This is a genomic window from Duncaniella sp. (assembly GCF_029056165.1).
In the GTDB taxonomy this organism is placed as follows: Bacteria; Bacteroidota; Bacteroidia; order Bacteroidales; family Muribaculaceae; genus Duncaniella.
This window is the reverse complement of sequence record NZ_JAIDBW010000054.1, coordinates 1-25,074: the sequence shown is the minus strand read 5'-3', so window position 1 is coordinate 25,074 and position 25,074 is coordinate 1. Positions and strand designations below refer to the sequence as shown.

The 25,074-nt window shown below is 49.1% G+C and carries 21 protein-coding genes, 1 tRNA gene and 1 pseudogene; 18 read left to right on the top strand and 5 right to left on the bottom strand.

Annotated elements, in window-relative coordinates; all coding sequences use genetic code 11:
• On the top strand, window positions 1-534 hold a 534-nt coding region (locus K2G41_RS11465), incomplete at its 5' end, for a transposase (RefSeq protein ID WP_300118323.1).
• A gap of 100 nt (window positions 535-634) precedes the next feature.
• On the opposite strand, the gene K2G41_RS11460 is transcribed toward K2G41_RS11465, so the two are convergent.
• Entirely contained in the window at window positions 635-1,453 is an 819-nt protein-coding gene (locus K2G41_RS11460; protein WP_300118320.1) for a hypothetical protein, read from the bottom strand.
• A 179-nt stretch (window positions 1,454-1,632) separates the two neighbouring features.
• On the opposite strand from K2G41_RS11460, the gene K2G41_RS11455 reads away from it, so the two are divergent.
• Together K2G41_RS11455 and K2G41_RS11450 are read left to right on the top strand one after the other, a co-directional pair.
• On the top strand, window positions 1,633-2,556 hold the full coding sequence (locus tag K2G41_RS11455) for a WYL domain-containing protein (protein ID WP_300118317.1): 924 nt from the start codon (window positions 1,633-1,635) through the stop codon (window positions 2,554-2,556).
• 124 nt (window positions 2,557-2,680) lie between these two features.
• Window positions 2,681-2,758 (top strand) — tRNA-OTHER (locus tag K2G41_RS11450).
• A 93-nt stretch (window positions 2,759-2,851) separates the two neighbouring features.
• Here the strand turns inward: K2G41_RS11450 and K2G41_RS11445 are convergent.
• Window positions 2,852-3,529: a hypothetical protein gene (locus tag K2G41_RS11445; RefSeq protein ID WP_300118315.1), complete on the bottom strand. Its 678-nt coding sequence runs from the start codon at window positions 3,527-3,529 to the stop codon at window positions 2,852-2,854.
• A 295-nt stretch (window positions 3,530-3,824) separates the two neighbouring features.
• Between K2G41_RS11445 and K2G41_RS11440 the strand changes: the two genes are divergently transcribed.
• The 4 genes from K2G41_RS11440 to K2G41_RS11425 all read left to right on the top strand — a co-directional run bounded on the left by K2G41_RS11440 (window position 3,825) and on the right by K2G41_RS11425 (window position 6,848).
• Complete coding sequence (locus K2G41_RS11440) at window positions 3,825-4,706, top strand: TraB/GumN family protein (protein ID WP_300118313.1); 882 nt, start codon at window positions 3,825-3,827, stop codon at window positions 4,704-4,706.
• 64 nt (window positions 4,707-4,770) lie between these two features.
• Complete coding sequence (locus K2G41_RS11435) at window positions 4,771-5,649, top strand: ATP-binding cassette domain-containing protein (RefSeq protein WP_300118310.1); 879 nt, start codon at window positions 4,771-4,773, stop codon at window positions 5,647-5,649.
• A 37-nt stretch (window positions 5,650-5,686) separates the two neighbouring features.
• The gene (locus tag K2G41_RS11430) at window positions 5,687-6,475 is read left to right on the top strand and encodes a hypothetical protein (RefSeq protein WP_300118307.1); all 789 of its coding nucleotides are present in this window, start codon (window positions 5,687-5,689) and stop codon (window positions 6,473-6,475) included.
• A gap of 7 nt (window positions 6,476-6,482) precedes the next feature.
• On the top strand, window positions 6,483-6,848 hold the full coding sequence (locus K2G41_RS11425; RefSeq protein ID WP_300118303.1) for a GntR family transcriptional regulator: 366 nt from the start codon (window positions 6,483-6,485) through the stop codon (window positions 6,846-6,848).
• 219 nt (window positions 6,849-7,067) lie between these two features.
• Here the strand turns inward: K2G41_RS11425 and K2G41_RS11420 are convergent, their stop codons facing one another.
• The 3 genes from K2G41_RS11420 to dnaB all read right to left on the bottom strand — a co-directional run bounded on the left by K2G41_RS11420 (window position 7,068) and on the right by dnaB (window position 11,476).
• Window positions 7,068-8,111 (bottom strand): hypothetical protein, encoded by a 1,044-nt coding sequence (locus K2G41_RS11420; protein ID WP_300118300.1) that lies wholly within the window; start codon window positions 8,109-8,111, stop codon window positions 7,068-7,070.
• A 484-nt stretch (window positions 8,112-8,595) separates the two neighbouring features.
• Complete coding sequence (locus tag K2G41_RS11415) at window positions 8,596-9,639, bottom strand: hypothetical protein (protein WP_300118300.1); 1,044 nt, start codon at window positions 9,637-9,639, stop codon at window positions 8,596-8,598.
• A gap of 265 nt (window positions 9,640-9,904) precedes the next feature.
• Window positions 9,905-11,476 carry a replicative DNA helicase gene (gene dnaB / locus K2G41_RS11410; protein ID WP_300118298.1) on the bottom strand — a complete coding sequence of 524 codons (1,572 nt, stop codon included), beginning with the start codon at window positions 11,474-11,476 and terminating at the stop codon, window positions 9,905-9,907.
• Window positions 11,477-11,967: 491 nt separating this feature from the next.
• Between dnaB and ispE the strand changes: the two genes are divergently transcribed.
• From ispE to K2G41_RS11355, 11 genes and pseudogenes are all read left to right on the top strand, one after another.
• Entirely contained in the window at window positions 11,968-12,789 is an 822-nt protein-coding gene (ispE, locus tag K2G41_RS11405) for a 4-(cytidine 5'-diphospho)-2-C-methyl-D-erythritol kinase (protein WP_300118296.1), read from the top strand.
• A 188-nt stretch (window positions 12,790-12,977) separates the two neighbouring features.
• Window positions 12,978-13,586, top strand: coding sequence for a nucleotide exchange factor GrpE (locus tag K2G41_RS11400; RefSeq protein WP_300118294.1), 609 nt, complete (start codon window positions 12,978-12,980; stop codon window positions 13,584-13,586).
• Between the two features lie 14 nt (window positions 13,587-13,600).
• On the top strand, window positions 13,601-14,764 hold the full coding sequence (dnaJ, locus tag K2G41_RS11395; RefSeq protein ID WP_300118292.1) for a molecular chaperone DnaJ: 1,164 nt from the start codon (window positions 13,601-13,603) through the stop codon (window positions 14,762-14,764).
• Between the two features lie 283 nt (window positions 14,765-15,047).
• Complete coding sequence (locus tag K2G41_RS11390; protein WP_300118290.1) at window positions 15,048-15,881, top strand: DUF4595 domain-containing protein; 834 nt, start codon at window positions 15,048-15,050, stop codon at window positions 15,879-15,881.
• Window positions 15,878-16,744, top strand: coding sequence for a hypothetical protein (locus K2G41_RS11385; RefSeq protein WP_300118288.1), 867 nt, complete (start codon window positions 15,878-15,880; stop codon window positions 16,742-16,744). Before K2G41_RS11390 ends, K2G41_RS11385 begins: the two co-directional genes overlap by 4 nt.
• Window positions 16,745-17,022: 278 nt before the next feature.
• Window positions 17,023-17,217: pseudogene (locus K2G41_RS11380) on the top strand (DUF4160 domain-containing protein); the annotation flags it as partial.
• A 16-nt stretch (window positions 17,218-17,233) separates the two neighbouring features.
• Window positions 17,234-17,491, top strand: coding sequence for a DUF2442 domain-containing protein (locus tag K2G41_RS11375; protein WP_300118286.1), 258 nt, complete (start codon window positions 17,234-17,236; stop codon window positions 17,489-17,491).
• 79 nt (window positions 17,492-17,570) lie between these two features.
• Complete coding sequence (gene mazG / locus K2G41_RS11370) at window positions 17,571-18,350, top strand: nucleoside triphosphate pyrophosphohydrolase (protein ID WP_300118284.1); 780 nt, start codon at window positions 17,571-17,573, stop codon at window positions 18,348-18,350.
• A gap of 67 nt (window positions 18,351-18,417) precedes the next feature.
• Window positions 18,418-19,191, top strand: coding sequence for a hypothetical protein (locus tag K2G41_RS11365; RefSeq protein WP_300118282.1), 774 nt, complete (start codon window positions 18,418-18,420; stop codon window positions 19,189-19,191).
• Window positions 19,192-19,296: 105 nt separating this feature from the next.
• A complete protein-coding gene (locus K2G41_RS11360) occupies window positions 19,297-22,137 on the top strand; it encodes a M16 family metallopeptidase (RefSeq protein WP_300118280.1) in 2,841 nt (946 codons plus the stop codon).
• Between the two features lie 265 nt (window positions 22,138-22,402).
• A partial coding sequence (locus K2G41_RS11355) for a 4-alpha-glucanotransferase (RefSeq protein ID WP_300118278.1) occupies window positions 22,403-25,074 on the top strand: 2,672 nt, incomplete at its 3' end.

Sequence of the window (25,074 nt, the reverse complement as noted above, 5' to 3'; positions counted from 1 at the left end):
GACGAGTTGCGCATATCTCTGCGCTGGATGGCGCGGGATGTTGAGAATGAGGATATAGCCCGCTGCCGTAAAGCCGGGATTCCTTATGTCCCGTTCCGCTATGCCAATGGTGACACACGCAAGCAGTTACTGGCCAGAGCAAAATACATACTGACCAAGCATGCTTCAAAATGGACGGAGTCACAGCAGTGGAGAGCCGATATCATCTTTGAATTTTATCCTGAGCTGAAAAGAGCCTATGATCTGGCCATGGATCTGACCGATATTTTCAATCAGAAAGTAGATAAGGATGTGGCACGACTGAATTTAGCCAGATGGTACAACAAGGTTGACGAAATGGATGGGGGGCAGTTCCGCACGGTTACCGAAACATTCCGTAATCACTATGATACAATACTGAATTTCTTCATAAACCGCTCGACCAATGCCGGAGCAGAATCTTTCAACGCCAAAGTCAAAGCATTCCGAAGTCAGTTCAGAGGTGTAACAGACATACCTTTCTTCCTTTTCAGGCTATCAAAGCTATGCGCCTAAAAATATTCCGCACTCGGCTCGTTTTTAACAATTCAACCGGGTTTTGCTACTGAGCCGAAATTTCTCTTTGATTCTCACGGAATGATTGCCGGTATGGTGATCAATGGAACAGTGACCTTACGGTGTCGGGGGTGATTTCAACTTCGAGTTCTGAGCCAGAGGCTGATCCTGTATAGTGATAGACCAATGAACGACCGGTGGCGACGACGGCTTCCATCTCCGAACGCATGGCCGGATCATTGATACTGCCCTTCAGATCCTCAACTATACCTTCATACAAAGCATCTTTCGACACCTGCGGATCATTGATAGGCATTCCAAGTGCATCCTCATCGATCATGAACTGATGGACCAGACGATCATTGAGCAACTCGACACCGGTTTGTGTGGTATAGGCATCAACCTTTGTCGGGAAAATCAGACGTGAAAGTTCACTGCGGGTCTTGAGAAGCATCTCACCGCGCTCTGCAGGAGTCATTTTCCCTCCCGCCGCATCGATAATCTCAGCGGCAGTCAATGTCAGCGTGTGCTTGTGACCAGACGGGAATGAATAGATATAGGCCATATTGTAGCCGGACTCGGCTAACTCCACCGCGCCTGACCGCTCAGCTTCAAATGGCGACAGATTCAGCAGCAACGACTTTTTCAACAGAGCCTCCTGATCGGCAAACATGGCTTCATTCAGCATAAGTGCATTAGGCTTGAGCATATATTGGACAGTGGATGTACTCTCATCTAAAGCTGCTCCGGTCACCGTGCCGGCGATACCCATATCAACCGGACACTGCGAATTGATCTCTGCAATCTCTTCGCGCACCTTCTGCAATGATTGCTTCGACCCGTTCCCGCAGGAACTTAAAAGCGTTGCGATGACGACACATATCAATAAGGCACGGTTACGGACGGCTGAGAACTTCATATCTGCAATTGTATTATAAAGTGAGATAATAATGGTTTCCTAAGAACGATCCAAAATTACATAAAAAACACTGTTCCCGCAAACCACCTATACAAAAACAGGACAAAGATTAATTTTATTATTATGCCGCGAAATGACAATACATATTATTAACTTTGCAGAAACAAGATTCAGTATATATGGCAACATCCGTTAGATTAATACGCAGATATGTTTGGCTCGTTGATACGATACGGCGTGCCGGAAACATCACTCTTGAAGAGATCAATCAGAAATGGATGGAAGAGCGAACACTCCGCATGGAAAACGAGGAAGAAATTCCCGAACGTACATTCCACCGCCATCGACAGGCAATTGCCGATATTTTCGGTATCGACATCCTCTGCAATCGGTACAATGGCAATACATATTACATAGAAAACGAAGACGCTCTCAACGAACCATCGTTCACATCATGGCTTTTCAACGGCCTCGCTATCGACAATCAGCTGATGGGCAATAGAGACGTTTCTGATAAGATTGTTTTTGAAGAAACTCCCGGCGGAAACGGATTTCTGTCTCCAATCATTGAAGCATTGGCCAAGAATCAAAAAATTGCTTTAGTTTATAGGAGATTCTCCATTTCAGAATCTACCGAAAGTATAGTAGAGCCCTATGGACTTAAGCAATCAAAACAGCGTTGGTACCTGATCGCCAAGATTGAAGGTAATGACAAACCAACCATTTTTTCACTTGACCGCATTGAAACTCTGTCATTGACCGGAAGATCATTCACACCTGATAAAAGCATAAATGTAACCACTTATTTTGATGAAGTAATAGGTGTAAACATAGATGACGATTTCGATTGCGAAAAAGTGTGGTTACGAGTATATGGTCGTCAGCGGGACTATACAGATACGTTACCAATACATAAATCGCAAACAATCATCGCCCGTACCAAAGAATATACCGACTATCAGTTGACCTTGCGTCCCGAATATGAGTTCCAACACGCCGTTCTCTCCCTTGGCTCGGATGCTGAAATCATCTCGCCGCAGTGGTTACGGGATGAGATACAATGGCTGGGAGCAGAAATCCTGAAGCGTTATGAACAGAAATGAGTTTCAATTACATTTGTGTATGACACAAGGTTGGCGATAAATGCAAAGTGACGGCACAATCTAAATCTTTTCACTTTTGCCGCAATGTGGCATAGTCTCCATCTAATTTTGCAAACAAATAAAAGGCTTGGTGGTGAAATTGGTTAAACACGCTTTATATTAGATGGAAAGTACATTACAGGTTCGAGCCCTGTCCAAGCCGCTGATTTTTTAATGGAGCGGAATATGATTGGTGTTAAAAACATGAAAATGCCTCGGAGCTGATTACTCCAAGGCATACTTCGGTATTTTTTTCTTATTCTTCCTCTTCTTCCTCTTCTTCAAATTCACCGACTATCACCCCTCCGTTTCTCTCGACTATGCGATGAATGGCTTCACGACAGGATGGATACAGGTTGTGACCGGTCATATCAAAATATTTCAGTGGTGCATCATTGGCAATGGTAATTTTCCGCAACATGGGGCTCATATAGCCCCTATTGGAAAACGACTCCAATTTATGGCACTCCGACAAGTCGAGAATATGACATTCGCAGTCATATTCGCATTGAAATTCCAGAAAACGAAGGTTCGGACAACGGGATAGGTCATAACTGTCGGCGAGATTGATGGTCAGAGATAGCTTTTCGAGATTCGGATTATCAAGTATGACTGTCTGACAGCACTGAGCCACTATCTCCCGAATCGACGGAGCCTTGCTGAAATCGAGGAGCTCGTAACTGCAGTCTCCCCCTGTGGGATTAACATAATCGATTGAACCTGACATAACTGTTGCAGTGATGATAAACGAGAGAGATTCATCTTTTGGATATATGTGTGACTCCTCGATTGTATTTCCACAATAAGTTTTTACCGTGCCGTCGCCCCAGTCAATACGCACTGTCGGGCTGCATCCCGATAATCTCAACTGTATCCCATAGACATCACCTTGGGACCAGTTTATCGGACGTATATGTATTATAATCTTTTCCATGTCGCAAAATTAGCCCCACGCTATGCCACTTGACGGCAGAATATAGTTTTATCCAAATTTTTTTTGTACTCGCCAACCGCGACTTTTGCAATGCGTAAGGACTTGAGGGATTAAAGTCTTGAAAAGACTGTTTTGACAATATGTTGTAAATCCATAAAAATTTTTTTCTACATTTTTTCCTGAAAAATTTTGCAGATTCCAAAAAGGTCTTTACCTTTGCGGTGTGTTAGTCATGTACAACACATCAACACCAAAGCTAAATTCATTACCATTACCAGCCAATCAACCCGCAACAATGAAAAAGATTCTCCTTTCATTAGTGATCAGTGTCATCAGCACACTTGCCTGCAACGCCCAGCTCCTCTGGGAAGTGTCGGGCAACGGACTCAGCAAACCTTCATACCTCTTCGGAACACACCACATCGCACCCATCAGTGTGCTCGACAGTGTCCCCGGTTTCAACTCCGCACTTGCCACAGCCGACAAGGTATATGGCGAAATGGTGATGAGCGTGGCCCAGTCGCCCCAGTCACAGCAGATAATGATGGGCTACGCAGCCGCTCCTCAGGATAGCCTCCTCACCGCAGTCCTCGCCCCTGCGCAGCTCGACTCACTCGACACAATGCTCAAACGCTATATGGGTCCGATGGTCTCCGTCAATCAGTTCGCCCCGCTCAAACCTGCGATGCTCAACACACTCCTCGCTCTCCTGCAGAGTCAGACAGCTTTCCCGACATTCAATGCCGCCCAGCAGCTCGACGGTGAGATCCAGAAGCGTGCGGAAGCAGCCGGCAAGGAAGTCGGAGGATTCGAGACCATTGATGATCAGTGCAAAGCCATGTTCGGCTCTTCGATCGTATCACAGGCCAATGAGCTGATGGATATGGTGCGCAACGATGACAAATCGGCCGCCACAGCCATCCGTCTTGCCAAAGCATACCTCTCCGGCGATCTCGATGCCATGCTTGCGATAATGGAAGATCCCGAACTCGGAAGCGACGGCGAGTGGACCGAGCGTATGCTCAACAAGCGCAATGCCAACTGGCTCCGTATTATGGCCGGACTCCTCCCGACTGCGTCAGTGCTCATCGCTGTCGGTGCCGGACATCTTCCCGGCGACAAGGGCCTCATCAACCTACTGCGCAACGAGGGCTACACCGTGAAACCGGTTGAGTAATCCCGATCCTACTGCTACCTGAAATAGATTATACTCAAGAATATATCATGATCACTTCCGACAAATGATAGAACTTCAAGACCTCACATACTCTTATCACCGTGGTTTCGTCGCAATTGACGGAATCACGGTGTCTGTGTCACCCGGCATCCATCTGCTTCTCGGTGAAAACGGTGCCGGAAAGACGACCCTGCTCCGCCTGATGGCCGGCCTGCTGATCCCGAAAGAGGGAAAGTGCCTGATCGACGGGGCTGACATGACATCGCGCCAACCTTCGGCACTCAAGCAAGTGTTCATGCTGCCCGACACGATGGAGATACCGACCAAGGACATCCGCTCATTCGCTGAAGTCCATAGCCGCTTCTATCCTACATTCTCACAGGAAAATTTCGAGGAAAACCTACGCGAATTCTCCCTCACAGGCAAGGAGAATTTCAATCAGCTCTCACTCGGCCTACGCCACAAGACCCTCATAGCCTACGTGACGGCACTCGGAGTTGATACGCTCCTGCTCGACGAACCGGCCAACGGACTTGACATTACTTCCAAAAAGGCTCTGCGCCACATCCTCGCCCGCTGTACAGCTCCCGAACAGACAGTGATCATCTCAACCCACACTGTCTCCGACCTGCGTGAACTCTACGACGGAGTGCTCGTGCTCTCGCAAGGAAAACTCATTCTCGCACGTCCATCATGGGAGATTGCCGAAAGGATCTCATGCATCGCCTCGCCCATCCCGCCCTACGATGCGATATTCATGGAGCAGGGTGCAGGTCTTTTCCACTCCATCGTCATAAACAAGACCGGTGAACCCTCCGATCTTAACTACGCCCTGCTCTACTCCGCGCTTATGTCGGACTCCCGTGACCGTCTGCTTGAGATCATCAATGCCACACAAACGCCGGACCAAAGCGAAGGCCATGACGCGACAAACCAGATATAACCGAAACAGTCACAACAAAAAAATCCCTGAAAAAACAATGGAGGCAATCTCGACTCTTCCTGATAGATTCTCTTGGCGGCGCATGGCCAGCATAGGCCTGCTCTACAAGAAGTCTATACGCAACTATCTCATACTCTCGGCCGTCCTCTCGCTCGCCTGCTATATCCTCACGCGTGTGTTTTCATCAATCGGCGGAAACACGTTTACCGTCTATATGATAATGAGTACCATTCTCGCGGCTGTGTTCTATCTGAATCCCCTGACATTCAGCCGACGTGATGACACACTTATGGCACTCCTCCCGGCCAAACCTATCGAGAAATGGACTTTCTATATAATCTACTGTATGCTCATCGTGCCATGTGTGATCCAAGGTATATGGTACGGTGCGGATTTCAGCTATTCGGCCATCAACTCCGTCCCGACACTGCAAGACAGCATAATCGACTATTACAAGCCTCAGATCCCAAATCTTAAATGCTCAGACTGGCGTCTGATGCTGATCTCAGCCTCTCAGGCAGAGACATTGATCATAGTGGTGCTCTACGTGACACTGCGATGCCGACGCCACAGGGTGATAAAGAGCCTGCTGGCAATTCTCGGCTACCTATTCTTTATTGGCATCGTCTCCGGTATCTCAGGTGCGTTAATCGCAATCAGCAACCTGTCTCCTGCCATCAATGACTTGACAGTTGAAAATCCGACGGAGGTGATCACCGTCTTACGTCCTCTTCTCATAGTGATATATTCCATCATCAGTCTGACTGCAATCCTCGGTCTTTGGCTCTCATACAGATGCATCGCAAAAGGCGAAGTGAAAAACTGATAGAACAATGGATTTTACATCAAACAAACCCATCTACCGTCAGATCATAGACTACAGCTTCGGACAGATACTTACCGGAGTGTGGAAAGCCGGCGAACGCGTTCCGTCTGTGCGCGAGCTTTCCGTGCTTCTGTCAGTCAACAGCCACACCGTGCTGAAAGCTTTCGAATTCCTTCAGGCGGAAGGTATAATCGTCCCACGTCGCGGCATGGGTTTCTACCTTACGCCCGACGCGCTCGAACATGTCAATCAAGTCCGGAGAAAAGAATTTTTCGACACCACACTTCAGGAATTGTTCCGTGAGATGCGGTTGCTCGACATATCCATCGAAGAAGTTACCGACCGCTACAATGCTCAGAAAGAGAGTGACTGATCATAAAGCTGCAAGTCAATCATGCCTTAGGTTATGATCACATCACCCTTCTTCTAAATTGATACCCTATAAAACAGAGTCAGCCGGAAACCACTTATCAGTGAATTTCCGGCCAACTCTGTTTTATGTAGGTGCGTCAATCAATTTCTGATTTGAGCATTGAGGAGAGTTCCTTACTGAATTCTATTCAATCAAGAGTATTTGAAGTTCAGTGCTGTATTAGTAGTTCCACTGGCAGGCAACCATGCGGAGGTTGTTACATGCGATGGTGCGGAAGTCAGTGATCGTGTTGTAACGGCAGTTAATATAGACGAGAGCCTGATCGAAAGACACGTCGAGCATGGTCAGCTGGTTGTTGTTGCAGAGAAGACGCTGCAGGAAGGTCTGGTTGGAGAGATCAAGCGAGGTGAGGTCGTTGTAGGAGCAATCGACATACTGGATGTTCGGGCAACCTTCTACTGAAAGTGTGGTAAGGTCGTTGTAAGAGCATACGAGGTCGAGAAGCGCGTTACAGTTGCGGACACCGAGTGTGGTCATGTTGTTGTCTGAACAGATCAGTGTGGCAAGTGAGGGAAGACCGGATACGATGAAGTTGGTGATCTCGTTGTCATCGACATTGAGGTTCTGAAGATTCTCAACTCCGGCCAGAGTAACGCTTGAGAGCTTGTTGTAACCGCAGTAGAGGTTCTTGAGGTTGCTGCAACCGCTGACGTTGAGGTTCTCAAGATGGCAGCCCTGACAGTTGAGGGTCTTGAGGGCGGTGCTGTTGGCTACACTCAGATCGACAAACAGGTTGTTCGATACGTTGAGGTTCTCAAGAAGAGGAGTGTCGGCGAGGTTGAGGTCGGTAAGACGGTTCTTATAGACGGCTACCTTCTGGAGCTGACCGCAACCGCTGAAATCAATCTCGCTGAGCTTGTTGCGGCTTGCGTTGAGATCCGAGAGAGAGGCACATCCGGCCACGGTCATCGAGGTGAGGTCGTTGCGGGATACATCCACCTTCTGAAGAGCGTTGAAGCCGGAAAGGTTAAGTGAGCCGGTGAGCTTCTTGTCCTTCCACTCGATGGCGGTCACATGACCGTTCTCTACGGTGACTCCCTCGATGGAGGCGATGGAGTTCAGGTCTGACACTTTAAGAGACGAAGCATTGTTACCCTCGGAAAGGAAAGCCTTGATCTGCTTGGCTTCGTTCTTGTCAACATTCTGTGCAAATGCGCTCATGCCACCCAGCATGACTGCAATGATTAATAACGCTTTTTTCATAAAACAATAGTTGTAGTTGATTAATTTTACTTATCTAACAACCGTAGTTGAAAAAAGGTTTTTGAAATATTGAATTTTATTGAAGAAAAATTCAAATTTCTAAAAATTTCATCATTATCATCAAGAGATGCAATTATAAATCAGCTGATATGAGCCGAAATTAAAGGGATATGCTCGCGCTTGGCGTAATTCAATGACGTGTGATGATCAGCTAACTATGGTGTAGAATCCGGCCAGCACGAGCGTAGGCACTACAACTTTGAGCTTTACACAGCCTTATGAAAACTCCTAAACTTGTAACCAAATATCCATCTGCGAGCGAAAAAAACTCCATAAAAAAATTCCGGCCGGAAATACGTTTGGGCGTACTTCCGGCCGGAGGGCTGTTTTATGTAGGTGCGTCAATCAATTTCTGATTTGAGCATTGAGGAGAGTTCCTTACTGAATCCTATTCAATCAAGAGTATTTGAAGTTCAGTGCTGTATTAGTAGTTCCACTGGCAGGCAACCATGCGGAGGTTGTTACATGCGATGGTGCGGAAGTCAGTGATCGTGTTGTAACGGCAGTTAATATAGACGAGAGCCTGATCGAAAGACACGTCGAGCATGGTCAGCTGGTTGTTGTTGCAGAGAAGACGCTGCAGGAAGGTCTGGTTGGAGAGATCAAGCGAGGTGAGGTCGTTGTAGGAGCAATCGACATACTGGATGTTCGGGCAACCTTCTACTGAAAGTGTGGTAAGGTCGTTGTAAGAGCATACGAGGTCGAGAAGCGCGTTACAGTTGCGGACACCGAGTGTGGTCATGTTGTTGTCTGAACAGATCAGTGTGGCAAGTGAGGGAAGACCGGATACGATGAAGTTGGTGATCTCGTTGTCATCGACATTGAGGTTCTGAAGATTCTCAACTCCGGCCAGAGTAACGCTTGAGAGCTTGTTGTAACCGCAGTAGAGGTTCTTGAGGTTGCTGCAACCGCTGACGTTGAGGTTCTCAAGATGGCAGCCCTGACAGTTGAGGGTCTTGAGGGCGGTGCTGTTGGCTACACTCAGATCGACAAACAGGTTGTTCGATACGTTGAGGTTCTCAAGAAGAGGAGTGTCGGCGAGGTTGAGGTCGGTAAGACGGTTCTTATAGACGGCTACCTTCTGGAGCTGACCGCAACCGCTGAAATCAATCTCGCTGAGCTTGTTGCGGCTTGCGTTGAGATCCGAGAGAGAGGCACATCCGGCCACGGTCATCGAGGTGAGGTCGTTGCGGGATACATCCACCTTCTGAAGAGCGTTGAAGCCGGAAAGGTTAAGTGAGCCGGTGAGCTTCTTGTCCTTCCACTCGATGGCGGTCACATGACCGTTCTCTACGGTGACTCCCTCGATGGAGGCGATGGAGTTCAGGTCTGACACTTTAAGAGACGAAGCATTGTTACCCTCGGAAAGGAAAGCCTTGATCTGCTTGGCTTCGTTCTTGTCAACATTCTGTGCAAATGCGCTCATGCCACCCAGCATGACTGCAATGATTAATAACGCTTTTTTCATAAAACAATAGTTGAATTGATTAACTTTACTTATCAAACAACCGTGATTGAAAAAAGGTTTTTGAGAATGTTTATTTTTTCTCATTTTTTTCAAAAAGAGAAATCCGAAGCACGATACCGACCCGATAATATCCGTTTACAGGAGTACGCACTTGCGCTGGTTGCGATCCACGCATCAATGATAATCAGCCAATTATCATAACAGAACCGGATCAAGCCGAGCGCAGACCCTAAAACTGATGGAACTTTCCCACAACGATGTGTCATCAGAACGGAGCGACATCATCGGAAGTAGCACCAAGAATATCAGCCGACCCTCCGCTGAACGGACTTGACGGTGCAAAGCCGTCCTGACCGCCATCATCGCCGGCATTGAGACGCGAAACCTTACTGCCGCTTGTCATCTCTACTTCGCCATCCCAGTTCTCGAAACGGGCATAGCGGGACTTGAAGCGCATCTTCACGTCATCCACACGACCGCTACGGTGCTTGGCCACGATGAACTCGGCGAGACCGCGGATATCATTGCCCGCAGCATCTGTACCGGAACGCAGGTAATACTCCGGACGGTGAATGAAGCAGACGATGTCGGCATCCTGCTCGATCGCACCAGACTCACGGAGGTCGCTAAGCTGCGGACGCTTGCCGTCCTTACTGTCGGCACCGCGCGATTCCACGCTTCGGTTAAGCTGCGAAAGGGCCACGATGGGAATGTTAAGCTCCTTGGCAAGCTGCTTGAGCGAACGCGATATCATGGACACCTCCTGTTCACGCGAACCGAACTTCATGCCGGAAGCATTCATGAGCTGAAGGTAGTCAATGATTATAAAGGATACATTATGTTCGCGCACGAGACGGCGCGCCTTCGTGCGGAGTTCGAAGATAGATAGCGAAGCCGTGTCGTCAATGAAGAGTGGCGCACTGTAAAGATTCTTGACCCTCGACATCAGCTGATCCCACTCCATCTGTGAGAGCTGACCGCTCTTGATCTTCTCACCCTCGATCTCGCAGGTGTTCTGGATGAGACGGTTGACGAGCTGAATGTTGGACATTTCAAGCGAGAATATGGCCACCGGGATGTTGTAGTCAACAGCCATGTTCTTGGCCATAGAGAGCACGAACGCTGTCTTACCCATCGCAGGACGGGCAGCGATAATGATGAGGTCGCTGCGCTGCCAGCCGGAAGTAAGCTTGTCGAGTTCATGATAACCGGATTCAAGACCCGACAGACCCGACGTACGGTTGGCAGCCGTCTGTATCTGCTCTATGGCTGCATTGATGACGGGGTCGATCTGCGTGACATCCTTCTTGACATTTCGCTGAGAGATCTCGAAGAGCTTACCCTCGGCCTCCTGCAGAAGGTCATCGACATCATAGCTTTCGTCAAAAGCCTGTGCCTCGATCTGCGAGGCAAATTTGATCAGTTCGCGGGCAAGATACTTCTGAGCCACGATTCGGGCATGAAACTCGACGTGTGCGCCGGATGCCACACGCGAAGTTAGCTCTGATATGCGCAGCGGTCCGCCTGCACCTTCGAGTTCGCCCATCAGACGAAGCTTCTCAGTGACCGTGAGCATGTCGATGCTCTGCTGCGACGCGCCGAGGCTCTGTATGGCCGCATAGATTTTCTGATTGGCAGGTTCGTAGAACGACTCCGGCTTAAGAATATCGCACACCACGGTGTAAGCGTCCTTTTCAAGCATGAGAGCACCGAGCACGGCCTCTTCAAGATCGTTGTCGCGCGGCGGGATGCGGCCTCCGTGGTCAAACACCGAGACGTGCTGGGGCTTCTGACGGCCTGAACGGCCATTATTATAGTTGTTGGATTCCTGTGGCATGGCTATTGATGGATTGTGATACGGATAGAGAGATTGTTTTTTTAACTTAGAAGCAAAGGAGAGAATGGACTGTGTTCCGGAGAGAGATTATCGGATTAAGGAGAGGTTAGAGATAGTGGAGAGAGTGAACCGGCCGGTAGGGCCTTTGAACAGGAGAGAGCCGCATTTCGAGGGGGATTCAGGCGGCGGGAACGGAGAGGTGAAGTGTAAAAAGGGAGAATGGTAGGTTTTACGGTTACAAAATTACGCAATTTTTAGGGGTCAAAAGGTGCGATAATGAAAAAACTTATCTGATTTTTTCAACAATTTCCATTCACTCCGGATTTTTCACAGCCAAAAACCGTAACTTTGCATCTCTACAACATACAATCCATAGAACTGACCAAACTTATTGCAAATTGAGATTTTCGAGTCTGTTTGCCACTTATTTCTGTAAGTGTTTTTTTAACATTCCGTCAAGAGTTTAGATCAGTTCACAACAATCATCAATTATGATCCTTTTCCCAAACGCCAAAATCAATCTCGGACTTGACATTGTCAGTAAACGACCTGACGGCTACCATAATATAGAGACCGTGATGTATCCCGTCCCTTGGTGCGATGTTCTTGAAATCGTTCCCGCCAAAGGCGAGGAAACCACCCTTACGACCAGCGGCCGACCGGTGGATTGCCCACCCGAAAAGAATCTGGTGATGAAAGCTTACCGCGCTCTCGAAGCCCGCATGCCAATTCCGCCTGTTGACATCTACCTCCGTAAGATCATCCCTGACGGTGCGGGTCTCGGAGGAGGGTCGGCCGACGCCGCCTTCACGCTCAAGGGCCTCAACTCTCTCCTTGCCCTCGGCCTGACAGACGATGAGCTTGCCGACATAGCTGCCGGACTCGGAGCTGACTGTCCGTTCTTTATCTATAACCGCCCAATGCTCTGCACAGGTATAGGGACTGAATTCTCGCCTGTCAATGTCGATCTTTCAGGCTATAATATAGTAATAGTAAAACCGGCCGTCAGTGTCCCGACAGCCCAAGCCTACAGTCGCGTCTCCCCCGCCCTACCCGATCGCTCCGTGGCCGACATCACAGCACTCCCGACAGACGAATGGCGGGGACTGCTTAAAAACGATTTCGAGCCCTCGGTGTTCCCGCTCTATCCTGCCGTGGCCGATATTAAGGAGAAACTGACGGAACTCGGTGCGATCTACACATCCATGTCAGGATCAGGCTCGTCAGTCTTCGGCCTCTTCAGGAATGACATTTTGGCAGACGACCTGTCAGAGACATTTGCCGGCTGCGACATTTTTTCCTCACCTCTCTGAGCCAAGCAGCTCACGGATTGCTTTTTATTGGATCATTGAACGTTATGGGCTTCCAGTTGTTGTAAGTTTATATAAAGATGTTGACTCCTGATAGCCCGGAATGGGTGGTCAGCATAGTTCCGGAGGCATCTTTGGCAACCTTTTTGATGTAAATATTATATAATAAAAGATAAAGATACAAAAGCATTATGAGCTACAATCCCAATAACCCCAAGGAAAAGGCCCCGCAGCAGGACGATGCTGCGATTATGGACGATGTCCAAGAAGCCTATGACGAACAGAATTCCGTAGAGGACGAGGAGAACGAAATCATCAATAAGCAGCTCTCCGATATAGATGCCCTCAACCAGCAGCTGAAAGACGCTGAGGACAAACTCGAAAAGGAAAAGAAAGAATATCTCTTCCTCATGGCCGAGTTTGACAACTTCCGCAAACGTACCGTCAAGGAGAAATCCGACATTATCAAGAACGCTTCCGAAAGCGTCCTCAAGGGTCTCCTCCCCATTGTCGATGACTTCGAGCGCGGACTGGAGGCAAGTGCCGGTCAGGATGATCCCTCGTCTATCCGCGAAGGCATGGAACTTATCTATCAGAAACTTGTCAAGTTCCTTGCATCCAACGGTGTGAAGCCGATCGAAAGTACAGGCAAGCCTTTCGATGCCGAGTATCACGAAGCCATTGCGATGGTTCCCGTGACCGACGAGTCACAGAAAGGTATGGTCATCGACACACCCACTAAAGGATATACAATCAACGATAAAGTGCTCCGCCATGCCAAAGTGGCTGTGGGCCAATAAAACCCACATGACTTATGGCAACTAAAAGAGATTATTACGAAGTCCTCGGCGTTGATAAGAATGCCGATGAGAAAGCTATAAAAAGCGCGTATCGAAAGAAGGCCATCCAGTATCACCCCGACAAGAATCCGGGCGATAAGGAGGCCGAGGAGAAGTTCAAGGAGGCAGCCGAAGCCTACGATGTGCTCTCCAATCCCGAAAAGCGCGCTAAATATGATCAGTTCGGTCACGATATGGGTCCTCAGGGATTCCCCGGAGGCGGAGGTGGTTTCCATGCGGGAGGCTTCTCGATGGAAGATATCTTCTCGCAGTTCGGCGATATCTTCGGCGGTGGATTCGGCAATATGGGCGGTTTCGAGACCGCCGGTGGACGTACGCGCCGCCGTCAGCGCAGAGGTTCTGACCTCCGCATCAAGGTCAAGATGACCCTTGCGGAGATAGCAACCGGCGTGACCAAGACCCTCAAGATCCCTACACTTGTCAAGGATACCCACTGCGATGGAACCGGTGCTAAGGACGGAAAGGCATTCACTACCTGTCCGACCTGCGGCGGTTCGGGAACAGTGCTCCGTCAGCAGCAGACACTCTTCGGAATGTCTCAGTCGGCAGTCGAGTGTCCGCAGTGTAAGGGCGAAGGCAAGATCATCACTGAAAAGTGTAACTACTGCCACGGCGAGGGCGTTGTCCGCGAGGACAAGACCGTCACCTTCAACATCCCCGCAGGTGTGGCCGACGGACAGACACTCACCGTAAGAGGTCAGGGTAATGCCGCCATCCACGGCGGTGTCAACGGTGACCTTCTCGTTGTCATCGAGGAGATCAAGAATCCTGATCTTATCCGTGACGGCAACGATGTCATCTACAACCTCATGCTTGACATCCCTACCGCCACACTCGGTGGATCGGTCGAAGTTCCGACCATCACAGGTCGTGCCCGACTCAAGATCCCCGCAGGCACTCAGCCCGGCAAGGTGCTCCGTCTGCGTGGCAAGGGTCTCCCCTCGACCGAAGGCTACGGCACGGGCGACGAGCTCATCAACGTCATGGTCTATATCCCGGAAAACCTTACCGACGAAGAGAAGAAGGCCATCGAATCGCTTCAGGGCAAACCCAACATGACCCCAAACGAATCAACCAAGAACCGTATCTTCAGCAAACTCCGCCACATTTTTGAGTAGTCCTTTCAACGGTCAATTAAGTAATCTTACGGCGCAACTTTGCTAAGAATTAATTATTCTACAACCGATTATATGACTCCCACCCCATTATTATATGCGGTGGGAGTCGTTGTTTTCACACGGCATAGCATACATTTCTGTAAAAAACTCATGTTTAACCTTATTTAACTATTGGGGGGGGTAATTTCTTCCTTATTTATTACTTTTGTGCAATTAATAATAGTTTTTTACTCTTTATTTAACAACCCTAATGTACAAGTATTCATTGAGATTCGCCACTCTTATGGCTGTTGTCTTAGCCTCGACACTTTCGTTGACATCCTGTAGTGATAACGATGATGACAGTGATCAGCCCGACACTCCTCCAACTACAATCGACACACCTCACCCCATAAAACTCATGGCGGGAGATCATGAACTAATCTCTACCAGTTACGATTCTAACGGTCGAATGACTCGATTTACCATCTATGATTACTATAATGGGCAGCAACGTACCGTACGTGACGTGCAAGCGAGCTATTCTCCATTTAAACTCGTCTTTAAAGAGGATTATTCCACTATGACCATGTCTGACGCTTCGTTCAACAATCGTGGTTTTATTGCAAAGGCCAAAGTCACGGACAATTACGAAGGAGAAATCGAGAGCTATTGGATGACAATGAACTACGATTCTGACGATCATCTCACCAGTTTTACCGCAGACGGTGAAAGGTTAAACATCACATGGAGCAACGGAAATCTTGTAGATTATGCCGGCGAAGTGCAATACACATATTCTTCGGAGAAAAATACCGCTAAAAATATTTGTTATCAGGCATATATGATGGTAATGGCTGAATTTTGGCTTACAGGACTATTCGGTGAGATTCCAGCAAATTTCCCCAGTAAAGCTATTAGCGATGATTCGGATTTTAATACAACGTATTCCTACACTCTCAACACCGATGGAACAATCAAGACCGAGACAGCTACACAAGATGGCGACGCTATGACACTTACCTACATCTACGGTTCGCGCAGCCTTGACAATACTTTCAGTCGGTCCTTCGGCGAAGTGAAATCTTTCAACACAAATAAACGTATCCTCAACCCACTACGCCGTCTCCACAAATGAAAAAGTTTATTATTACAGTAGCCTTAACAGCCGCTTTCTCCACAATGGCTTTCGCGCAGGAACCTATGACTCCAGCCCCTGAGGAAGCCGCCGTCATTGACAGCCTCGACATGCTCAAACAGCAGATTTCCGACATAAACGTAAGACTCTCCGAGCAGGAGGAAATCAACGTTCAACGGCAGAAAGAACAAAAATGGCAGGGCATTTGGAAAGGTGGCAAATACACCTCAATTTTCTTTGCGCCATCGGCATCATCTACCGAACTCGGTATCAAAAGCAAAGCAGCGTGGAATTTCGGACTATCTAAAGGTACTTCCTATCTATTCCCATCCAAACCAATTGCCGGGATACTAAAGGTGGGGTTTGATGTCCGTTGGATAGACATTTCAGTGATAAAATATAAGAAAAACGCGTTCTCGCTAGAAAACGACTTTGACGGGGACGACGAATGGGGCGATATAACCGACGATTTTCTCCCTGACATAGGACGTTACGACATCCACATCGGTGCTTTCGGAATCGGACCGGTGGTATCCGTAGCTCCATTTTCGAGTTTCAACAATGAGGCACGATTTATCCGCGCGACACTTTATTTCCACTATCAGCCTACCTATGGTCTCCATGTGCTAAGTGAGGACGGTGAACTGGAGAGCTCGATGGCCTATTGCAATATGATGGACTTCGGTGGCAAAATTCAATATCGTCGCTTCGCTCTCGGTATTGAAGGTCACTGGGGATCGGGTAAGTACTCCGATATGATCAGCGATGATGATTTCGATAATGACTATGCGTCAGACTCATCATCCGGCAAACTGAAGCGCAAATTCTCATCAACCCGCATATTTGTTGCCTTTACATTCTAACGCTTACGTTCCTCACATTTTGATAGTAGCCGTATTAAACATAATAAGCCTCAGATTCATTGAGTCTGAGGCTTATTATGTTTATATCTACGAGCGATAAAGGTTATAGAATAACCTTTAATTCTATTTAGGATAGTCAACCGTGACTATTTTTACTATTCTTGTTGTTGCTAATCTGATTTATCATTAACTTTGTGCATTAATCAAATCCTTATATGCCTGAAATAAGTCGTTTTTTTGGTATTATCCTAAGTTTATATTAGCGAGACCACAATCCTCCTCACATTCATTTCACCTATGGTGACTATGAATGTTCCATATCCGTGCTTGATCGAATCGTTGATGGAACAGCACCTGCAAAGGTAATAGCCAAAGTCAACCATTGGATCGATATTCATGAAGATGAAATTTTGACTGCTTGGGAAAAAGCCTCAAGAGGCGAAAAATTTGATCGAATAAAACCATTGGCTTAAAGTAAATTTACAGATCATGCTTAAAATAATAGACGTTGATTATCTTGGCGATTATACCCTCAGCCTGACCTTCAACAATGGTGAAACAAGAGTAGCTGATCTTCGTCCTTATCTTTATGGCGAAGTATTCGGCGAACTGCTTGACAAAAGTAAGTTCATCCAGTATGGCCTCACACGGATCAATATTGAATGGGCTAATGGAGCGGATCTGGCTCCCGAATTTCTCTATGAAATAGGCACCGCTCCGCATCCGGCATCCGTAATGCCATCTTAGAAATCCACTACTCTACCGCGCTGATTTTGGATATGGCAAATTCATTTCGTAACTTTGCACTATAAAATAAGAATATACAATGCATACGCGCGAAGAAAAAATAGAAGCTCTCGGACGGGTAATTGATACCCTCGACATCCTGCGTGTCAAATGTCCGTGGGACGCAAAGCAAACCAACGAATCACTGCGCCCAAACACCATAGAGGAGGTCTATGAACTGTGTGACGCACTCATCAACTCCGATGACCTGAATATCCGTAAGGAACTCGGCGACGTGTTGCTCCACGTGCTGTTCTATGCCAAGATCGGTGAGGAAAAAGGAGCGTTTGACATCGCCGATGTCTGCGACTCCCTTAACGACAAACTCATTTTCCGCCATCCCCATGTGTTTGGCAATACAAGTGTCAACTCCACAGACGAGGTACTCCAGAATTGGGAGGAACTGAAGCTTAAAGAAAAAGGCGGCAATAAGACTGTACTTTCAGGTGTCCCCCGTGCCCTACCGGCCATGATCAAGGCCGACCGCATTCAGGAAAAGGCCGCCAACGTAGGTTTCGATTGGGAACGCCCCGAACAGGTGTGGGACAAGGTGCGTGAGGAGATGGCTGAATTTGAGGAGACTGTCGCTGAAAAATCCCCTGAAAGAATGGAAGAAGAGATGGGCGATCTGCTTTTCAGCGTCATAAATGCCGCGCGCCTCTACAAGATCAATCCCGAAAACGCACTTGAAAAGACCAACAAAAAATTCATCAGCCGCTTTAATTATCTCGAAAAGCGTGCCCATGAGATGGGACGTGAATTGCGCGACATGACTCTCGCTGAAATGGATGCTATCTGGGAAGAAGCAAAACGGCAATAATGCACATACCTCTTCTCCATCTCCTCTCATAAACATCCCTACGTCCGAATATCCCTTTCCGCTACTGATGAATTTTAATGAACTTAACGCACATCCGCGCGATCCCTTCCTAAATTTTGATGCCGAAAGCCATACCTACACTCTTGGCGACAGGACTCTCTCGTCTGTGACAACCATCGTCGAGGACTGCTTTCCGAAATTCGATGCCGATTACTGGGCTGCCCGCAAAGCTCCTGCGATGGGTCTGTCGCCAGCCGAGCTGAAAGCCCAATGGGAGGCAAATGCCCGCCACTCACGCAACCTCGGCACTGCAATGCACGAAAAAATCGAACGCTACTACCTTGGTGAGGATGCAGGTGACGACGGGGATGCCTACACACTCTTCCGTCATTTCGCAGCCGCCGAACGCCTCTATCCCTATCGGACTGAATGGCGCATATACATGGAGGATTACGGCGTGGCCGGAACACTCGACTTTCTCGAATGTCGCCCCGACGGCACTTTCAATATCTATGACTGGAAACGGTCACGTAAACTGATAGCCACCGACGGCACTATCGAACAGACCAACCGCTACGGCAAACGTGGATTCTTTCCTGTAGGCCACCTGCATGACTGTTCCTACTATCACTATGCCTTGCAGCTCAGCATCTACCGCTTCATACTCGAAAACGCCTACGGTATCCCTGTCACACATCTCAAACTCGGAGTGTTCCATCCGGATTATTCCATGGCCTATATCGTACCTGTCCCCTATCTCCGCAGCGAGGCCGAGGCCGTGTTGCGCAACTACGCCTCTCAGGTTGCTTACATGGAAAAATGGGCAGGAAGCGTATGTTAAATTTAGTTAAACGTTTTATCTGTTGTAACTTTCCATCCCTCGCTTGCGTCTAAACTTACATACAACATTCACGAACATACCAAATCATTATACTCATTAACCATTATGAAACTTAGATCAAGACTGATGACGGCCCTTGTGCTCGTAGCTTGCTTCGTGCTTCCCGCCATCGTCAGAGCTCAAGCTCAGAATCCGATGTTCCAGCCGCTCCCGGCTGACACCGCTGTCCGTATCGGCAAACTCCCCAACGGACTCACCTATTACATCCGTCACAACGAATATCCCAAAGGTCAGGCCGACTTCTACATCGCCCAGAACGTCGGTTCAATCCTTGAAGAGGACAATCAGCGTGGTCTCGCCCACTTCCTTGAACACATGTGTTTCAACGGCACTACAAACTTCCCCGACAACCAGCTCCGCGACTGGCTGGAGACCATCGGTGTGAAATTCGGTGCTAACCTCAACGCCTACACCGGAGTCGATGAAACAGTCTATAACATCAGCAATGTACCCGTCGCACGTGAGAGCGTTCAGGATTCCTGCCTCCTCATCCTCCACGACTGGGCCAATGACCTCACTCTCGATCCCAAGGAAATCGACAAGGAGCGCGGTGTGATCCACGAGGAATGGCGTCGCTCCATGCAGGGTCAGATGCGAATCGTAGAGAAACTTCTCCCCATCATCTACCCCAACTCAAAGTATGGCCACCGTCTCCCCATCGGAACAATGGAAGTTGTTGACAACTTCGCTCCGCAGGCTCTCCGCGATTACTATGAGAAATGGTATCGTCCCGATCAGCAAGCCATCGTGGTTGTCGGTGATATCGACGTTAACCGCATCGAAGGCAAGATCAAGGAAATGTTCTCATCAATCGAAATGCCTGAGAATGCCGCAGAGCGCGTCTATGAGCCTGTCCCCGATCACAAAGGCACCATCTATGCCATCGGTACAGATCCTGAGCAGAAACACCTCGTCGCACAGCTCATGTTCATCTCCGACCAGATGCCCAAGGAGATGAAGAACACTCCTATGTACTATGCCCAGAGCTATATTGAAGGGATGATCGCTTCAATGATCAATCAGCGCATCGAAGAACTCTCGTCCAAACCCGACGCACCCTTCGCCGGAGCTGGAGTGGATTTCGGCGGCTACTTCCTTTCTTCAAAAGTAAAGGACGCCTTCACAGCATCTACCGCATCGAAGAACAACGACATCGTTACACCGATTCAGGCTCTCTATCGTGAGCTTATCCGTGCTCAGCGCGGCGGTTTCACCCAGAGCGAATATGACCGTGCCCGCAATGAATACCTTTCGTCGATCGAACGTGTCTATAACAACCGCGCTACACGCGAAAACGGCACATTCGTAAGTGAATATGTAGGCAACTTCAAGGACGGTGATCCTATCCCCGGTATCGAAGCCGAATGGCCACTCATCCAGCAGATCGCCATGAGCATTCCTCTTGAGGTAATCAATCAGACTATGGCACAGGCCATCACTCCTGACAATCGCGTACTCATGGTCCTCCTGCCTGAAGCTGAAGGCATCCCCGTTCCCACCGAACAGCAGTTTGCCGACGCTTTCGCAGCCGTTGATGCTGAAAACATCGACGCTTTCGTTGACGAAGTGAAATCCGAGCCCCTCATCCCCTCTGATCCTGTCGCCGGTAGCGTGATCAAGAGCGAAGACAATGCAAAATGGGGAACTACCGAATGGACTCTCTCCAACGGTGCGAAAGTAATCCTCAAATCCACCAAGTTCAAGGAAGACGAAATCCTCTTCTCAGCCTATGCCAAGGGTGGTACAGCAAACTATCCTGCTGAATACGACAACACCATCCGCTTCCTCCCGATGGCCATGAGATCATACGGACTCGGTTCATACAACAGCACCGACCTCGGCAAATATACCGCCGGTAAGCAGGCTTCGCTCGCCATCAACTTCGGCGACTACTCTCGTTCGATGGGTGGCTCCGCAACTCCCAAGGATCTCCCCACCCTCATGGAACTCATCTACATGGGCTTCAAGGATATCGAGATCACAGAGGACGAATTTACCTCTCTTCAGACATCGCTCAGCGGTATGCTTGCTAATCAGGAGAAGAGCCCTGAATATGTATTCCAGAAGAACATCATGCGCACTCTCTATGATTCACCCCGCAGTCAGGTTCTTGATCCTGCCGCCATCGAAGCTGCATCACTCGCACAGACCATCGAGATCGCTCACGCACTCACCGCAAACGCTGCTGACTGGACCTTCATCTTCGTGGGTAATGTAGATGCCGCAGTGCTCAAGCCTCTCGTTGAGAAGTATATCGCATCACTCCCCGGTGATCCCAAGACCGCTGTTACCAAGGTTGACTCTTACAATCCCGCCTTCTTCATGAAGGGTGGCGACAAGACCGACACCTTCACCACTCCCATGACTACTCCCCAGACTCAGGTAGCCATCATCGAAACCGGTAACGCCGACTACACTACCAAGAACGCGATGCTTGCTTCAATCGTAGGTCAGATCCTCACAAGCCGTCTCATCAAGACTGTACGCGAGGACATGGGTGCCGTATATTCGATCAGTGCCAACGGTCAGCTCGACCGCAACGGTCTCAACCCGCTCACGATCTCGTCAGCATTCCCGATGAAGCCGGAGATGAAGGATGAAGTCCTCCCCTACATCAAGAGTCAGTTCGTTGCAATGGAAAGTGACGTTACTCCTGAAGAACTCAACCCCATCAAGGAGTACATGGTAAAGGTTTATACCGAGAACCGTGAGAAGAACTCAGCATGGCGTCAGGGCATCCTCGGAACTCTCGTCAACGGCGTCGATTCGTTCAACGGCAACATCGAAGTGATGAACTCAATCACCGTTCAGGATGTGATGGACTTCATGAAGGCCCTCAACGCCCAGAACAACTATCGCGTTCTCATCCTCGATCCCGCCAATTGATCGGAACTCTCTGAACACAATTGACACAGATATAATCCGGTTTTGACCGGAAAACCAAGAAACTTCCAGTGCAGAGCACGGCAAATCTAAAATGCCGTGCTCTGTTTTTTGTTTTTTTAGCTAAATTTTGATTCTTACATCGTGTTTTTATCCGGCAAGATTTAGAATATTCACTCTTAAAATATTAACTTTGCCTATTATTAAAGGTGTCTATTTTCACATCAACATTTATTTCCAACCAGCATTTTATCGTTATATCATACTTATGAAGCTTACCTTTACAGTCAATTACCACACCGAATGGGGCGAATCGCTCTATCTCACAGGCTCGGCTGCAGCACTTGGCAACGGCGACATCGCCAAAGCCATCCCGATGACACTCACCGGAAGCGAGACTTGGACCGTACAGGTCGAAATCCCCGACACCGTCAGCGAGTTTACCTACGCTTACATCGTACGCCACGATAACGGCTACGTGAAACGCGAATGGGGCAAAGGACACCGTTTTGTCCACCAAGCCGACACCCATATTTTCAGAATCATGGACCACTGGCAGGATATGCCTTGGGACAAACCTTATTACAGTAGTGCATTCACTGACTGCATCTGTCACCGTGAGTCCCGTGAAGCGGCTGTCCTTCCCGCTCCTGGAATGCTCACGCTGTCCGTCGATGCTCCGATGGTCGGGCCCGACGAGATTGTTGCCGTAAGCGGTGAGTCGAAGGCTCTCGGCGCATGGGATGTAGATAAAGCCGTGCGCATGAGCGATGCTTGTTTCCCCACTTGGACTGTCAATATTCCGGTGGCTGCTATCGCACCCGGCAGCGACTACAAATTCCTTATCCTAAAGAAAGCCACAGGTGAAGTTGTCGCTTGGGAGGGTCGTGACAACCGTCATATCGACATTGCCCTATCGCGTCCCGACGAATCTGTCATCAATTCCGGACAGCGTCTCGTCAATCCTCTCACCCCGTGGCGTGGAGCAGGTGTTGCCATACCGGTATTCTCGCTCCGCAGCGACGAAGATTTCGGTGTCGGTGACTTCATGGATCTCAAGCTCATGATCGACTGGGCCGCACAGACGAAGCAGAATTTCGTCCAGCTCCTCCCCATCAATGACACCACCATGACCGGCACATGGACTGACTCCTATCCCTACAATGCCAACTCCACTTTCGCACTCCATCCGATGTATCTGCGCCTGCAGGCAATGGGCCGTCTGAATGATGAAGCGCGCCAGCACTATTTCGATGAGCTGGGACGCGAGCTCAACCGCCTCCCGCAGGTCGATTACGAGCGTGTCAACAACGCCAAGAATGAATTCACGCGTGAACTCTTCGCGCAGGATGGTGAAAAGATACTCGCTACCGATGAGTTTAAAGCCTTCTTTGAGAAGAATGCTGCATGGCTCACCCCTTACGCCGCTTTCTGCGTGTTGCGTGACATCAACGGTACGCCTGACATGGAAAAATGGGGTGAATATGCTGTCTATGATCCGGAAAAGGTTGCTGACTTTATCGCGCTTCATAAACTCGACATCGACTACGTCTATTATCAGCAGTTCTTCCTCGACAAGCAGATGCACGAAGTACGTGACTATGCCCACTCCAAAGGCGTGGCCATCAAAGGCGACATACCCATCGGCATTTCCCGCACGAGCGTCGATGCATGGATCTCACCCCGGCTCTTCAATCTCGACTGTCAGGCCGGTGCTCCGCCGGATGACTTCTCCGTACTCGGTCAGAACTGGGGTTTCCCGACCTACAACTGGGACGAGATGGCCAAAGACGGATTCGCATGGTGGAAAGCCCGTTTCAGCAAGATGGCTGAATATTTCGATGCTTACCGTATAGACCATGTGCTCGGCTTCTTCCGTATATGGCAGATCCCGATGGATGCAGTCCACGGTCTGCTCGGAGTGTTCAACCGTGCCCTCCCCTACAGTCCCGACGAACTGCGCAACAGCTATGATTTCTGGATCGACGTTGACCGTCAGACCCGTCCCTACATCATGGATTATATGCTCGGTACTTTCTTCGGAGAATATGCCGACGAATGTCGTGACCGCTTCCTCATCGACGAGGGCTATGGCCGCTACCATCTGCGCGAGGAATATGACACTCAGCGCAAGGTGGTGGATTTCTTCGCCGGTCAGGAAAAGAACGAGAAGAACGAGCGTATCTGCAACGCTCTTCTCGGCCTCATTGACGAAGTGCTCTTTATCGAAGATCCCTACGAGAAAGGTAAGTATCACCCCCGCATCTCGGCTCAGTTCACGTTTGCCTACAAGGCTCTCAATGATTACGAGAAGTGGTGCTATAACCGCATGTACAATGACTTCTTCTACCGTCGAAATAACGATTTCTGGTATGACAAGGCCATGTGGAAACTCCCTCCGCTCACCGACGCTACTGACATGCTCGTGTGTGCCGAGGACCTCGGCATGATCCCCGCCTGTGTTCCTGCCGTGATGAACAATCTTGAAATCCTCGTGCTCGAAATTCAGCGTATGCCCAAAGATCCCAACGTGCCCTTCGGCAATACTTGGACCTATCCCTACCGCTCTGTATGCACGACTTCGACCCACGATATGGACGGAATACGCCGCTGGTGGGAGACAGACCGCGAGATAACACAGCGTTACTACAACGAAGTGCTCGGCGAAGCCGGCCCTGCTCCGCAGTATGCCGAGCCGTGGATCTGTGACCGCATCATCCGTATGCACCTCCAGTCACCCTCGATGCTCTGTATCCTTCCGCTTCAGGACTGGCTGTCGATCGACGGAGTGCTCCGCCGTCAGGATCCGCGCGAGGAGCTGATCAACATTCCTGCCAATCCCCGCCATTACTGGCGTTACCGCATGCACCTCACACTTGAGGACCTCAACGCCCAGAAGGAGTTCAACAACCGTCTCCGCGAAGAAATCACCTCCTCCGG